14 protein-coding genes are annotated in these 13,634 nt (G+C 62.5%); 3 read left to right on the plus strand and 11 right to left on the minus strand.

Annotation, left to right across the window (positions count from 1 at the left end; all coding sequences use genetic code 11):
- Positions 1-7: 7 nt before the first annotated feature.
- Entirely contained in the window at positions 8-1,390 is a 1,383-nt protein-coding gene (locus BN69_RS15310) for a L,D-transpeptidase family protein (protein WP_244434973.1), read from the plus strand.
- Positions 1,391-1,537: 147 nt separating this feature from the next.
- On the opposite strand, the gene BN69_RS15315 is transcribed toward BN69_RS15310, so the two are convergent.
- From BN69_RS15315 to BN69_RS15365, 11 genes are all read right to left on the minus strand, one after another.
- On the minus strand, positions 1,538-1,978 hold the full coding sequence (locus BN69_RS15315) for a GNAT family N-acetyltransferase (protein ID WP_014892550.1): 441 nt from the start codon (positions 1,976-1,978) through the stop codon (positions 1,538-1,540).
- On the minus strand, positions 1,975-2,772 hold the full coding sequence (locus tag BN69_RS15320) for an ABC transporter permease (protein WP_014892551.1): 798 nt from the start codon (positions 2,770-2,772) through the stop codon (positions 1,975-1,977). Before BN69_RS15320 ends, BN69_RS15315 begins: the two co-directional genes overlap by 4 nt.
- Entirely contained in the window at positions 2,769-3,569 is an 801-nt protein-coding gene (locus tag BN69_RS15325; RefSeq protein WP_014892552.1) for an ABC transporter ATP-binding protein, read from the minus strand. The genes BN69_RS15320 and BN69_RS15325 overlap by 4 nt, the downstream gene beginning before the upstream one ends.
- Positions 3,566-4,588, minus strand: coding sequence for an ABC transporter substrate-binding protein (locus BN69_RS15330; protein ID WP_014892553.1), 1,023 nt, complete (start codon positions 4,586-4,588; stop codon positions 3,566-3,568). The genes BN69_RS15325 and BN69_RS15330 overlap by 4 nt, the downstream gene beginning before the upstream one ends.
- A gap of 15 nt (positions 4,589-4,603) precedes the next feature.
- On the minus strand, positions 4,604-5,938 hold the full coding sequence (locus tag BN69_RS15335; protein ID WP_014892554.1) for a TldD/PmbA family protein: 1,335 nt from the start codon (positions 5,936-5,938) through the stop codon (positions 4,604-4,606).
- Positions 5,938-6,702 carry a hypothetical protein gene (locus BN69_RS15340; protein WP_244434975.1) on the minus strand — a complete coding sequence of 255 codons (765 nt, stop codon included), beginning with the start codon at positions 6,700-6,702 and terminating at the stop codon, positions 5,938-5,940. Before BN69_RS15340 ends, BN69_RS15335 begins: the two co-directional genes overlap by 1 nt.
- Positions 6,638-7,102, minus strand: coding sequence for a DUF488 domain-containing protein (locus tag BN69_RS15345; protein WP_371212370.1), 465 nt, complete (start codon positions 7,100-7,102; stop codon positions 6,638-6,640). Before BN69_RS15345 ends, BN69_RS15340 begins: the two co-directional genes overlap by 65 nt.
- A 66-nt stretch (positions 7,103-7,168) precedes the next feature.
- A complete protein-coding gene (locus BN69_RS15350) occupies positions 7,169-8,695 on the minus strand; it encodes a TldD/PmbA family protein (protein WP_014892557.1) in 1,527 nt (508 codons plus the stop codon).
- Positions 8,696-8,755: 60 nt separating this feature from the next.
- Positions 8,756-9,445: an RluA family pseudouridine synthase gene (locus BN69_RS15355; protein WP_014892558.1), complete on the minus strand. Its 690-nt coding sequence runs from the start codon at positions 9,443-9,445 to the stop codon at positions 8,756-8,758.
- 35 nt (positions 9,446-9,480) lie between these two features.
- Entirely contained in the window at positions 9,481-10,248 is a 768-nt protein-coding gene (locus BN69_RS15360) for an SGNH/GDSL hydrolase family protein (RefSeq protein ID WP_014892559.1), read from the minus strand.
- Positions 10,249-10,331: 83 nt separating this feature from the next.
- Positions 10,332-11,375, minus strand: a complete 1,044-nt coding sequence (locus BN69_RS15365; RefSeq protein ID WP_014892560.1) for an acyltransferase family protein — start codon at positions 11,373-11,375, stop codon at positions 10,332-10,334.
- Positions 11,376-11,647: 272 nt separating this feature from the next.
- On the opposite strand from BN69_RS15365, the gene BN69_RS15370 reads away from it, so the two are divergent.
- Entirely contained in the window at positions 11,648-12,448 is an 801-nt protein-coding gene (locus BN69_RS15370) for an enoyl-CoA hydratase (RefSeq protein WP_014892561.1), read from the plus strand.
- Between the two features lie 357 nt (positions 12,449-12,805).
- The gene (locus BN69_RS19320; protein ID WP_014892562.1) at positions 12,806-13,567 is read left to right on the plus strand and encodes a hypothetical protein; all 762 of its coding nucleotides are present in this window, start codon (positions 12,806-12,808) and stop codon (positions 13,565-13,567) included.
- The last annotated feature ends 67 nt before the right edge of the window (positions 13,568-13,634 follow it).

Below are 13,634 nucleotides of genomic sequence, written 5' to 3' on the forward strand. Positions count from 1 at the left end.
CATGAAAATGAAGAGAGCTCCTTCCGCCTCTGGTCTTCGCCTCCTGATTGGGGCGCTGTTGGCGATGCTTGCGACAGGCGCGCCGCTTCGCGCGGAGACCGCGACGCCCGAATCGACGCCGGCTCCCGCGCAGTCGGCGCCGACGCCCGTCGCGCCGCCGGCGCCCGCGGCGCCGGCCGAACCTGCGCCTGTGACGTCCGCGCCGCCTGTCAGCGCCGCGCCCGCCGCGCCGCAAGCGACAAATCCCGCGCCAGCTCAGGCCGCCGCGAAAAAGCCGAAGCCGAAACCCGCGCCCCCGCGCGAGACGGCGCTGTCCGACGATCCGACGCCCGCATTGCAGCCCCAGACATTTTTCACCACCTCGAAGGCGGCGGATCGCTATCGGCAGATCGTCGATCTCGGCGGATGGCCGAGAGTGGGCGTCTCGCTTCGGCCTGGCGCGAAGGGACCGGCGGTGTCGGCGCTGCGCCGGCGCCTCGCGGCCGAAGACGACAGCATCGTCGACACGGCGAAAGAGAAGTGGGACGCCGATCTCACGGCGGCGGTGAAGCGCTTTCAATATCGCCTGGGGCTGAAACAGACGGGCGTCGTCGCCGGCGCGACGCTACGCGAACTCGACGTGCCGGCGGAGACCCGCTTCCATCAGCTCGAGTCCACCGCACAGCGGCTCACCGCCTTCGATTTCGCCTTTGGCCCGCGCTACATTGTCGTCAACATTCCGTCGACGGCGGTCGATGCGGTGGAGGAAGATCGCGTCGTGCGCCGCTACGCCGCGATCGTCGGCGATCCCGAGCACCATTCGCCGGAGCTGCATGCGAAGGTCGTCGCGGTCAACATCAATCCGACATGGACGGTTCCGGTCTCGATCATCAAGAACGAGATCGCGCCGAAGATGCTGAAGGATCCGTCCTATCTGCGGCGCTCGCACATTCGCGTGCTCAACGGCCATGGCGAGGAGGTCGATCCGCGCTCGATCAACTGGGCGAGCGAGCGCGCCGCCCAATACACGCTGCGGCAGGATTCCGGCGCGGACAATTCGCTGGGCTCGATCCGCATTTCGATGCCCAATTCCCATTCCGTCTACATGCATGACACGCCGTCGCGAAATCTCTTCGCCAATGATTATCGCTTCCTGTCGCATGGCTGCGTGCGCGTGCAGGGCGTCGTCGATCTTGCAGCCTGGCTGCTCGACGGCGAATCCGGCCCGCAGATGAGCAAGGATGAGATCAACGCCAAAATCGCGTCGGGCGAACGCGAGGAGGTGCGGCTGACGCAGCATGTGCCTGTGGCGTGGGTCTATATGACGGGCTGGGCGTCGGCGGACGGCCTCGTGCATTTTCGCGACGACGTTTATCATCTCGACGAGGTGAGCGGCGTCGCCGAGCAGTAGGCCTCTGAGCGGATGTCATTCCCGGCGGACCGAAGGTCCGACCGGGAAACCAGGGCAAAATTCAAGTTCTTCTTAAAATTCTCAATTCCCGGTCACGCGCGTCGCGCGTGTCGGGAATGACACCCAAACGCATTGTCCGTATGAGCCCTACAGCGTCAGGCGGTAGCGAACGAAAGTGTCGGCTTCAACGAATGAATCATAGAGGCGTCGCGCGCGTTCATTGTTCGCTTGCGTGTGCCAATAGAGGCGCGCCCATCCGCGCGCGCGCCCAAGATCGATGAGGTCTTGAATGAGCGCGCGTCCCAGCCCTGCGCCCCGAACATTTGGATCGACGAACAGGTCTTCGAGGTAACACGAAGGCGAGGAGGTCCAACTGCTTTCATGCAGCACGGAGACCGAAAAGCCGACGATCCGCGCGTCCTTTTCTGCGATCCGTCCGATCATCGCGGATGTCGGATCGAGCAGACGGCGCAATGTGTGTTCCGTTACGTCGGCGGGCACAGCCGTTTCATAGAAATCATTATAGCCTGCCCAGAGTCTGCGCCAGTCCGCGGCGTCCGACTCGCGAATGTCCCGGATGAGCGTCATTCGTCTTGCGCTCTCGCGCTCTCGTGCCAGCCGCGCAGCAGAACATAGGAGAGCGCCGCGAGCGCGCCATAGATCGCCAGCCCGCTCAGCGAGATGAGCGCCAGCGCCGCGAACATGCGCGGAATGTCGAGTCGAAAGCCCGCCTCGACGATACGATAGGCGAGGCCGGTTCCCTGACCCGACGCGCCCGCGGCGAGCTCCGCGACGATGGCGCCGATGAGCGCCAGTCCGCCGCCGATGCGCAGGCCGGCGAGGAATTGCGGCAGCGCCGACGGCAGGCGCAGATAGATCAGCTTCTGCCACGGCGAAGCGCGATAAAGGTCGAAAAGCTCGCGCAAGCCGAAGTCGACGGAGGCGAGTCCGAGCGACGTATTCGAAAGAATCGGAAAGAAGGCGACGAGAAAGGCGCAGACCAGCACCGCATTGCCGGGCTGCAGATACACGAGCAGCAAGGGCGCGATGGCGATGATCGGCGTGACCTGCAAGGTGATGGCGAAGGGCAGCAGCGCGCGCTCCAGCCATTTCGATTGCGCGATAAGCAGCGCCAACGCCACGCCGCATATGGTGGCGACGACAAGCGCCTCGAAGGTGACGCCGAGCGTCACCAAAAGCGACGAGAACAGGAGTTCACGGTCCTCGATCAGCTTGGCGAGGATGACGCTTGGCGCCGGGAGAATATAGGGCGGGATGTTTTTCCAGCGCACGAGTCCTTCCCACAGCGCCAGCGCTGCGAAAAGCACGGCGAGCGGCACGCCGATGTCGCGCCAAGGGATCGCGCTTGGTTTCTGGATCACGGCGCCGCCTCTTCGATCGAGACGCGAAGCGCCTGCGACGCACGGCGGCACACGTCGGCGAAACTCTTGCTCGACCGATAGTCGTCGTCGCGTGGGATCGCCGGGTCGATTTCGATCTCGTCGATGAGTCTGCCGGCGCGTCGCGACATCACCACGATGCGCGTCGAGAGATAGGCGGCTTCGAACACCGAATGGGTGACGAAGACGATCGTCGCGCCGAACCGGCGTTTGAGCGCGAGCAGATCGTCGTTGAGCTTGAAGCGCGTCACTTCGTCAAGCGCCGCGAAAGGTTCGTCCATCATCATCAGCGTGGGCGCCGTCGCCAGGGCGCGGGCGATGGCGCAGCGCATTTTCATCCCGCCAGAGAGTTCTCGCGGCAGCGCGCGCGAAAAGTTGAGAAGACCGACATGCGCGAGCGCCTCTTCGATGCGCGGCGACGCCTCTTCGCGCGAAACGCCCTTAAGCCGCAGCGGCAGAAAGACATTGTCGAAGACGCTCGCCCAAGGCAGCAGCGTCGCGTCCTGGAACACGACGCCGATATTGTTCTTCACTTGAGGCGCGCGCCAATTGATCGCGCCCGCCGTCGGGCTCGCGAGCCCTGCGATGAGCCGCAGCGCCGTCGACTTGCCGCAGCCCGAAGGCCCGAGCAGCGTCAGGATCTCGCCTTCGCGCACGTCGAGATCATAGTCGGCGAGGGCGACGAGCCCGCTCGGGAATGTCTTGCCGACGGCGCGTAGAGAAACGAGCGCAGGCGCCGTCACTCGCGTCTCTTCGACCGCAGAAGCGCCGAGCGTCATTTCGGCCGCAGCTCCATGCCGACCTTCTTGCCGATGAAGCGCAGCGTGTAGCCGCGCGTGTAATCGATGTCGGCGGGAACCACGCCGGCCTTGGCCATTTTATCGAAAAAGCTCTTCATCCGCGCGTCGGTGATCACGCCGACGCCATGGGTCCGCGCGTCGCCGGAGTCGACGATCCCGCGCTCTTTCATCTTGGCGAGAGAATAGGCGATCTGGCCGTCGGTCATCTCGGGATTGTCGCGCTTGATCATGGCGTTCGCCTGAGCGTTATCGCCATAGAGATAATTGTACCAGCCGACGATCGAGGCGTCGACGAAGCGCTGCACGAGGTCGGGAGTCTTGGCGATCGTGTCGCCGCGCGTCTCGATCGTCGTCGAATAGCCGTCGTAGCCGTGGTCATGCAAAAGAAAGACGTTAGGCGTAAAGCCGCCTTGGCGTTCGATGGCGTAGGGCTCCGAGGTGAGAATCCCCTCCTGAATCGAGCTCTTATCGGCAAGGAAAGGCGCCGAGTTGAAATTATAGGGCTTGGCGTTTGCATCCTTGAAGCCATACGCCTGCGTCAGCCATTGCCAGACGGACGCGCGCATGTCGCTGGCGATGAAGGCCGTCGCCTTGGGCAGATCTTCGAAACGATCGAGGCCGACGCCCGGATGCGACATGAAGATCACCGGATCGACCTGAAACATGCTGGCGACGGTGACGACCGGCACGTTCTGCTGCACCGATTCGAACATCTGAATGGTGTTCGCGCCCATCGCGAAATCGACCCGGCCTGCGGCGAGCAGCAGCCGCGCGTTGAGCTGCGGCCCGCCTTGCAGAATGGTCACGTCGAGTCCGTAGCGCGCGTAAGTGCCGTCGGCGACGGCCTGATAGAAGCCGCCGTGCTCGGCCTGCGCCCGCCAATCGGTGGCGAAGCGCACCTTGTCGAGCGCGAGGGCGGGCGCCGCGATGAGGAGAGCGATGAGCAAGGCGACAAGGCGCATGGTGCGGGCTCCGGTTGCGAGGCGCGCATCATACATGAACGCGCGCGGGCGCTATATCCCGCTCGACTTCGACGAGAAATTGAAGCCTTCGACGAGCATCGCCGGCGCCGCGGGGGCGCCGCCTTCGCCCGCCGCGCGCCAGGTCCGACGCGTCGGACCGAGCGCTTTGACATTGCTGAAGAGATCGCCGAGCCGCTGATTGAAGCGCATGTTGCGCATGGGCGCGACGATGCGGCCGTTCTCGATGAGAAAATTGCCGTCGCGCGTGAGGCCGGTCAGCAGCAGGCTCTTAGGCTCCACAATATTTGTGTACCAGAACCTCGTCACCAGAACGCCGCGGCGCACCGAGCGGACCATGTCGTCGATCGACGCGTCGCCGCCGGACATGACGAAATTCTTCGCAAAGGGAATTGCTTCGGATTCGGTCTTTTGCGCCCAGGCGCGTGAACGGTAGAGCGTTCTCACAACGCCGTTCTCGACGAAGGCGCGGGCGCGATGCGGCACGCCCTCGAAGCCGAAGGCCGCCTCCGGCGCCAGCGGGTCGGCGGGATCGACGCGGATCGTGAGCTTTTCGTCGAACAGCCTTTCGCCGATCAGCGCGCCGCCGCCGGGACGGGCGAAGAAGCTTCTGCCTTCGTCGGCGGCGCGCGCCTCCATCGTTCTGATGAGCCAGAACATAAGTTCCGCCGTTGCGTCCGGTTCGAGAACGACGGTGTAGGCGCCGGGTTCGAGGTCGACGGGCGTCGCGTCATGCGCGCCCTTGGCGCAGGCGACGCGCGCGATCGCCTCGGCGTCGAGACGATCCGCAAAGAACTGATGCGCGCCCGCCCAGCCCGACCATGCGTCGGCGCGGTTGCGCGCCGTGGCGGAGAGATCGATTTCGCTGCGCCGCTCATAGGCGAAGAGGCCTGCGCTCGTCGCATAAGCGTCGAATCGCCTGGCCGTCGTCGCGCAGCCGAAGGTGTCGACGCCGATCCGCGCGCCTTCCTCGATGACGCGCGCCGCCGCGCCGGCAAGCGCGTCGAGGCGCAGATGGGCGGTCGCGTCGTCATAGCGGTCGGAGAAGCCGTAATTCTGCGGGCCGAGCGGCGCGACATAATCGGGATCGACGGGCAACATCCGCGCGATCTCTTCCGAGCGCGCCGCGGCGGCGGCCAACGCCGCGTCGTCGAAACGCGAGATGCTGCAGGAGCCGATGCGCCCGCCGATATGCGACGAGATGCGCAGATTGGCTTCGGCGCTCGCGAGATTGGTCGTGGCGCCGCCGCGCGCGAAGCGCAGACTCTGGTCCAAGCCGCCCTGGATATGCACGGCGCAGGCGTCGGCCTTGGAGCGCGCGAGGACCTTGTCGGCGATCGACTTTGCGTCGTCTGAAGAAAGGAACACTAAAACAACTCGCCTTGAGTTGTCTCATTGAGTCGAATTACGCCCAGCAATTGCCATGTCTGTGGTCGCTTGGCCATGTTGCCCAACGCGAAAGCCATTCCCTTCTTGGGGTAATCCTCGTTGAACACGTGGTTCATCCATTGCAGGGCATCGATTTCCGAAGTTTCTTGGCTTTGTCGCCAAAACATGGCGTGCGCTTCCCAATCTCCATTGTGATAGTGGTGAGCACCGTCCGCGTCATCGAACTTGAAGCTAAACTTATATGGAGTTGGCTCAAGTTCGGCGAGTTCTTCGTCGTCCAGCAGATCGTGCTGACGCGCGGCGAGACGGAACACCTCGCGTTCTTCAGAGATTTCTTCGGCTGTTTTCGCCTTCCATAGGAAGCGAGTGTTCCGAGGTCGAATCAGCGCAAGGGAATCACCTTGATGAGCCGCGACCTTCGCTGATCCTAAGAGCATGGGTGTTAGGAGTCTGGCCCGCTCGGCTTCCTTTAGTTTGCCCCCTATTGCGATTGACTCTTCGTGTACATGGCAACTTTCCTTTCGGGTGTCAGATTTCGGTCGACCATAGTTGAAGCTGACCCAGTCCCATCGCGAAAAGCTGCTCTCACCTTTCAGATGGCGAAATCGAATAGGGAAAAGCCGTTTCCATCGCCTGTCGGCGGTGACGCCCGCGCAACAGACGGTTTCTCCATATTTCTTACTCGGTTGCGGCAAGGCTTTGATCAGAATGACTATGCGCTCGGATGGGGGAGAAATCGTCATAACGCCTCGGGAGATCGCCGTAGAGATCAAGAGGTTTGAATCCCATGGGGATCAAATGATCGCTCACGATGGAGCGGTGACAGTGCTTCGGATCGCGCTCAAAACAGAGCAAGCACACCGATCGCTCAAGCGCTAATTCTGTCAGTTTCCTAAGGGATGCTTGTGCGTCGGCGCCACGGAGATGTTCGCTGTATATTCGACGGAATTCATCAATACGACCAGCGCGCGCCGCTTCTCTCCCTGGCTTGGGGTCGCCGAGTTCGTTCATATGCTGGTACGCGATGCCTTCCGAGTTCAATCTCGTTTTCAACGCAGTTTTCGAAAATCCCTTTTTACGCGATATTGCAATTGCTCTGACATCAACAAGCACCGCAATGCGCACGGCGTGAAGCGTCGCCATGAACCGATCTATGTCGGTTCCTTCGTATCCAATTGTGAAGACTGTGTTCATCGCAATCCAGCCGCGTTATTCGCTCGTGTTCAGGACGCGCACATTGCGAAAGAGCGCCGGCGGGCTGCCATGCGAGACCGGCGCCACCTGCACCGGCTCGGCCTTGCCGCAGGTGAAGGTGCCGTCGAGATGATAGGCGCTCTCGTCGCATAGACCTGCGAGAGAGTTCCAAAATTGCGTGGTGCGGCCCTGATAGGCGCCGTCGCGCAGCAGATCGCCGAGCTTGCCGTTCTTGATCTCATAAAACAGCTGTCCGCCGAACTGGAAATTGTCGCGCTGCTGATCGATGCTCCAGCTGCCGGCGCCGACGACATAGATGCCATTCTCGACGTCGCCGATGAGATCATTGAAGGAGCATTTCTGAGGATTAGGCTTGAGCGAAATATTCGGCATGCGCTGAATGGGAAAGGTCGTCGGACTGTCCGCATAGGCGCAGCCGTTCGAATGCGACAGGCCGATGAGATGCGCCTGTCCAAGCGCCATCTGGAAATTCCTGAACACGCCCTTTTCGACGATCGCGAAATCGGCGGCCTCCGCAGGGGCGCCGTCGTCGTCATAGCCGATGGTGGCGAGCGCGCCGGGCTGCGCGCGATCGGCGACGATCGTCATCAATTCGGAGCCGAACTGCAGTTCGTTGAGCATATGCGGTTTGACGAAGCTCGTTCCGGCGAAATTCGCCTCCCAGCCCAGCACGCGGTCGAGCTCGGTCGAATGGCCGACCGTCTCGTGAATCGTGAGCCACAGATTCGTCGGGTCGATCACGACGTCGTAGTCGCCAGGCGTCACCGGCTTAGCGTCGAGCTTCGCGCGCGCCTCTTCGCCGGCCTGCGCGGCCTCCTCGATCAGGCCGGCGCCGACGACATAGTCCCAGCCGGCGCCGCGCGCCGGCGCCAGGCAGTCGCGCGTCGCAAAACGGCCGCTGGCGCGGTCGATGGCGGTCGCTTGAAAGTTCGGCGCGACGCGCGTGCGCGTCTGATGAATGCGGCTGCCAAGACTATTGGCGAAGAATCGCTCTTCGCAGGTCGCCGAGAGCGAGGCTGAACAGAAATCCGCGCCGTGATCGCGCGCGCTGGCGATGATCGACAGCAGCAGGTCGGCCTTCTCGCCGGAGGATACTTCGAGGGGATCGATGCCCATGGGCATGATCCATTCGGCTTCATGCGCGGGCAGACGCTCGAGCGCGATCGGCTGGAACTGTATCCGCTTCACCGCGCGGGCGTTCTCCAGCGCGCGATCGACGCCGTCGCGCAGGCTCTGCGGATCGAGCCGCCGCGCGCCGTAAAATCCCCAGCAGCCGTCGAGCAGCACGCGCATGCCGAAGCCTTGCGAGGCGCGCTCGTCGAAATTCTCCAAGCGGTCGTCCTTGGCCAAGGCGTATTCGCGGCGGGTTTCGCCGATCCTGACGTCGGCGTAGCTGGCGCCGTTGCGCTTCGCGGCGGTCAGCGCGATATCGGCGAGATCGTAGAGCAGCGCGCGGTCCAACGCGAAGGCGTTGCCGCCCCTGGGGCGCGAGGCTTCGGTCGTCGAAGGCGTGGCCGCCATTGGTCGCTCCAAAATTCTCTCATATGGTGGTCGCTTCGGCGGCGATTTGCAATCGCCGTGTTACGATTGCGCTTCGCCGTTCCATCCGCATGCGGCGAGCGCCTCTTCCATATGCGCGGGCGGCGCGGCGACGGCTTGCACCGGCGGCTTGCCGTCCTGCATCGGCACGCGCACCGCGCGCGCATGAAGATGTAGCGGGGCTGAGTCCTCGCGGCGACCTGAGCCATAGATCGGATCGCCGAGAATGGGCCAGCCCATCGCCTGCGCATGCACGCGGATCTGATGCGTGCGGCCGGTGTGCGGCGTGAATTCGATGAATGTCAGCCTGTTGTCCGGACTTCCGCCAAGCACGCGCCAGGAGGTTCGGGCGGGCAGACCCAAAGGGTCCGGACGCATCCACCAGCCGCGCGTCGCATCGAGCCGCCCGAGCGGAAGATCGATTTCGCCTTCTTCGCCCGTGGGCGCGCCTTCGACGACCGCCCAATAGGTCTTGCCGATGCGGCCGGACTTGAACAGCGCGCCGAGCCGCTCGAGGGCTTTGCGGTGGCGCCCAAGAACAAGGCAGCCGGACGTGTCCTTGTCGAGCCGGTGGGCCAGCGCCGGCGGCCGCGGCAGGCCAAAGCGCAGCTGGTCGAAGGCGTCTTCAAGACTTGCGCCGCCCTTCGGCCCGCGATGCACGGCGACGCCGGCGGGCTTGTCGATGATCAGCATCAGCCCGTCGCGGTGGAGCAGGCGAGAGAGGAGGTCCATCAGCGGCTTATAGCAGCGACGCGCGCAAGACGGCGCTATTTCACGGCCGGCGCGAGCTTTCCGAGCGAAATCGCGCCGCCGACGAACTCACCATACTTGTGGAAATATTCGTCCGTCAGATGAACGCCGTCCCTCGTGTAACACCGCTCGTGTCCTTCGTAGCGACCGATGAAGGCGTCATATTCGAGAGTGTTGAGTTCGGGATGGTCGCGCCACAGCGCGACCCGATAGAGGTCGTTCACCTGTCGCTCGCAGTCATCATAGAAACAGCTCAATATCGAGCGCTTGAGCGCGCTGTAGAGATTCGGCGGCCTGAAATTGCGCTCGTTGACCCGTGGTATGGAGATGATTTCGACGTCGTCGACGTCAGCAAAATACTCGACGAGCTTTTTCGTATATTCGACATAGGCCGACGCGCCGACGTGCTGAATCGCGTCGTTGACGCCGTTCATCAGGACGACCTTGTCCGGCTTCTTGTCCCCGAACATGCGGTAGAGTTTGTATTTGGGGAATTTCTCGCGCAGTTCGGCGTAGAGCAACCGCGAGTTGCGGCCGGCAAAGCCGAGACTGCACGCCCGGACGCCGCGGCCGTCAAGCCTTTTCGCCACGGCGCGCGGCAGTTCGGGCAGGACCTTGCCGTCCGAGGCCCAGGATTCGCCGATGACGAGGATTCTATAGTCGTCCCCGGCGCCGTTCACATCGGCGCAGTAGAGCGTCGGCTCATCCGACCGCTTCAGGCTGAGAAGCGTCAGCCCGCTTGTGACGGCCAGAACAAACGCCAGTTTATGCGCCCCCGGGAACATGGCGAACCCATATCCCGGCGACCGGACTCAAGCAAATTTGTCGATGTGCGCGTCCCCGCGCGTTTGAACCGACCTTCGGCCATCTAGGCGAATGCGGACGCGGCGCGAGCCGGCGTCGCCGAGGGGATCGCGCCCGGCGCGACCATAAGCCGGCCATGCACCCAGGCGGCGCGCAATCTGTTGATCGGCCGATCGAACAGCCGCCAGATCAGGTAGGAGGCGACGAAGATGATGAGCAGCGCCTCGGAGCAGAGCAGGGCGCGATCGAGATAGGAGCCTTCGCCCGTCTTCAGGGCGCCAATCACCGACCAATGCAGCAGATAGAAGATGTAGGAGAGTTCGCCCAGCATTCGGTCCTTGGCGCCGCTCGCCTGCTGCGTCGTATAGAGCGCCCAGGGCGTCATCATCACCGCGATGACGAGATTCATCTTGTCGCTGAAGGCGAGCAGATCCTGTTTTTCGCCGAGCATCATATCCTTGGCGAAGATCAGCGCGCAGAGGAACAGCGTCGCGAGCGTCGTGAACAATGCGCGATAGGCGAAGGCGCGATTGGGCTTTAAATCGTGGCTCGCCGCCGCGACGCCGATTCCAAAAAACAAAAGGAAGGGCGCGACCGTGGCGGAGCCGCCGAGCCAGGGCGCACCGGCCGAAACGACAAGGCAGATCAGCAAGAGAGAGATGTTTTTCGAAATGAGAAAAATGATCGCCGGCGCGATAAGATAGAATTGCAATTCCATATCCAGCGACCAGCCGGGAACGTTGGCCTGGAAGGGCAGCGCGCTGTAGCCGAGGATCATGATGTTGGAGAAGAACTGATGCATCAGCCCGCCGAAGACGACGGGCGCGTCGCCGCGCCAGAGCAGCAGCGCCCAGGCGATCGCCGAGCACAGAGCAAAAACCGGCGCGATGCGCCACACGCGCGAAACGAGATAGGTGAAATAAGCCGACGTCGTTTTCGAATAGGTGTTCTTCCACATCGCCGCGACCCAGTAGCCGCTGAGCACGAAGAAGACCAGCACGGCGGACATGCCGAGGTTGAAACTGGTCGTATGGTGGAGGAAAACCGCAACGGCTAAGGTCAGCCGCAGCGCGCCAGGCGACGCGAATTTGTCTGTTCCCATCGCCATCGCTGCTCCACGGCTGGCAGGAGATTTCCTTTAAATGCGCGACGTCGACCCTAATCTTGATCAGCGCGTGGACTGCTGTGGCATGAGGTCGCGACGAGGGTCTTATGGCGCGGCATTGCGTCGCGTCGCATCGCTTGCCGCGGCGGTCGGCGCCCGGTTCGTCGCTTTGCGCATGTCGGCTTAGAGTGGTCGGCGAATGTGGTCCAAAACACGCCGACATGGCTCCGAGCGAGCGATCCGGCGCCGCTGAAAACTTTGCTTTCCGAGGAACGATGGCGATCATATCTGCGACCCCGAAGCTGCGCGTCACGATCGAATTCGGCGTGGCGCGCCTCTACATCGAAAATCCCGCCAAGCGGAACGCGTTCGACTTCGAGATGTGGCGCGCGCTGCCGTCGCTGCTCCGCGCCGTCGACGCGGCGGAGGACGCGCGCGTCCTCGTCATCAGCGGCGCGCCGGGTCTGCCGTTTTGCGCCGGCGCCGACATCAGCGAATTCTCCAACCTGCGCGCGACGAGCGAAGGCGGGCGCGCCTATGAACAGGCCAATGTCGAGGCGTTCGATGCGATTTCGAATCTTTCCAAGCCGACGATCGCGGCCGTGTCGGGCTTCTGCATGGGCGGCGGATTCGGAATCGCCGCGGCCTGCGACCTGCGCATCGCCGATGGGCAAGCGACGTTCGCGATTCCGGCGGCGAAACTCGGCGTCGGCTATCCGCCGGCGGCGATGGCCTATGTCGTCGCCGCGGTCGGCCCGCAGCTGGCGTTCGACCTCTTCTACACAGCGCGTCGCCTGACCGCTGATGAAGCCAAGGAGCGCGGCTTCGTCAGCCGCCTGTTCGCCACCGAGAGTTTCGAAGGCGCCGTGCATGCGCTCGCTGAAACGATCGCCGCCGGCGCGCCTTTGACCTTGCGCGCGGCCAAGGCGGCGATCCGCGCCGCCGCGCGCCTGCCCGGCGCGTCGTCGCATGAGCAGTGTGAAGCGCTGACGAGCGCCTGTTTCGACAGCGCGGATTACATGGAAGGCCGCGCCGCGTTCCTGGAGAAGCGGGAGCCGAATTTTTCGGGGCGGTGACGGCGAGCCGCCGGGACGGCGCGGGCCGTTGCGATGGGGTCGTCGCCAGCGTAACCGCGCGCTTTGCTTATGCCAGTGCTTCGAACTCGGGTTAATTCAGCTCGCTTTCAGCCGTCATGCCCGGCCTTGCGCCGGGCATCCACGCTGGGACATTGCGAAACGCATCGCGCGGGGACGGCGCGTGGATGGCCGCGACAAGCGCGGCCATGACGCGGTGAGATGACGCCTTGTTAATCTGGATTCGGAGCCCTGTTGCTTAGGCAGGTCGGCTTGACGGCGTAGGCATAGCGGTTACTGTTTCAGTGACTATTGGCGATGCCTATCCCCGTGTAGCGGCGAATTACGGGAAGGATTGTCTTGAGGCCTTTCAACAAGCGGTTGCGCAGATCATCGTCTGCCGCTGGAGGCAGGCTGCGCCTCGGCGCGCTTCTGTTTTCCGCGATGCTGGTCGGCAGCGCGGCGCCAGCCGGAGCGGCAGAGATCTACAGAGGCGATGATCCCGACTCCTATGAATGCAGTTCGGATTACCAGATTCTCAACCGGTTTTCCGCGCCGCCGGGCGTTTCGCTGGGTTCGACCAAATATGCGGATATCAAGTTCGCTCTCAAGAACAATGTCATTTCTGTAAAGGACGCATCAAACTCAAAGAATTTGGCTTACATCTCCGTGGACGAAAACACGAAATATTGCGCTTTCAAAGATGTGCAAGTTTTTGAGGAGAAAAAATTATGGCGCAAAGAATGTAATACGAAATACCACGCATTTCGCCTGAGAATCATTGTAGATCAGCAACTACCTGTAACGCCGTTTGGTTTCCCCGGCAGATTGCCGGCAGAGATACAACAACCATTCGATAAAATGAACCATTTCATTGATGTTAATATTTACCGTACGGCGGATGGCAGAAAAAAGTATTTATCGGCTCGATGCACAGACGCAAGCGGAACGCCAGAAGTCTCTTATAGGCTCCGTTATTTGGACCAGATTGCGACGGGCAATAAATCGGCTGTGTCGATAAGTGAAGTAGCGCCATCCTATCTCAGAGAAGCCGGCAGCTATACGAAGTATGAGCGTGAAGCTCTGAAGAAGGCGGGGCCGGGAGTTCCACGGCCAAAGTAGGAAGTTTCGTTCGTGTTTCAGGTCGAATAGAAGCCCGTGCCGCTAAATAAGTTCGCGCGCTCAGGCG

The sequence above is a fragment of the Methylocystis sp. SC2 genome (assembly GCF_000304315.1).
GTDB lineage: Bacteria > Pseudomonadota > Alphaproteobacteria > Rhizobiales > Beijerinckiaceae > Methylocystis.

Coding starts and splice junctions, on each gene's coding strand:
- BN69_RS15345 (WP_371212370.1), bottom strand. CDS start 7,102: ATGGCGACGCTTCACGCCGTGCGCATTGCGGTGCTTGTTGATGTCAGA.
- BN69_RS15350 (WP_014892557.1), bottom strand. CDS start 8,695: ATGGCGGCCACGCCTTCGACGACCGAAGCCTCGCGCCCCAGGGGCGGC.
- BN69_RS15310 (WP_244434973.1), top strand. CDS start 8: ATGAAGAGAGCTCCTTCCGCCTCTGGTCTTCGCCTCCTGATTGGGGCG.
- BN69_RS15360 (WP_014892559.1), bottom strand. CDS start 10,248: ATGTTCCCGGGGGCGCATAAACTGGCGTTTGTTCTGGCCGTCACAAGC.
- BN69_RS15365 (WP_014892560.1), bottom strand. CDS start 11,375: ATGGCGATGGGAACAGACAAATTCGCGTCGCCTGGCGCGCTGCGGCTG.
- BN69_RS15340 (WP_244434975.1), bottom strand. CDS start 6,702: ATGACGATTTCTCCCCCATCCGAGCGCATAGTCATTCTGATCAAAGCC.
- BN69_RS15325 (WP_014892552.1), bottom strand. CDS start 3,569: ATGACGCTCGGCGCTTCTGCGGTCGAAGAGACGCGAGTGACGGCGCCT.
- BN69_RS15370 (WP_014892561.1), top strand. CDS start 11,648: ATGGCGATCATATCTGCGACCCCGAAGCTGCGCGTCACGATCGAATTC.
- BN69_RS15355 (WP_014892558.1), bottom strand. CDS start 9,445: ATGGACCTCCTCTCTCGCCTGCTCCACCGCGACGGGCTGATGCTGATC.
- BN69_RS15315 (WP_014892550.1), bottom strand. CDS start 1,978: ATGACGCTCATCCGGGACATTCGCGAGTCGGACGCCGCGGACTGGCGC.
- BN69_RS15330 (WP_014892553.1), bottom strand. CDS start 4,588: ATGTATGATGCGCGCCTCGCAACCGGAGCCCGCACCATGCGCCTTGTC.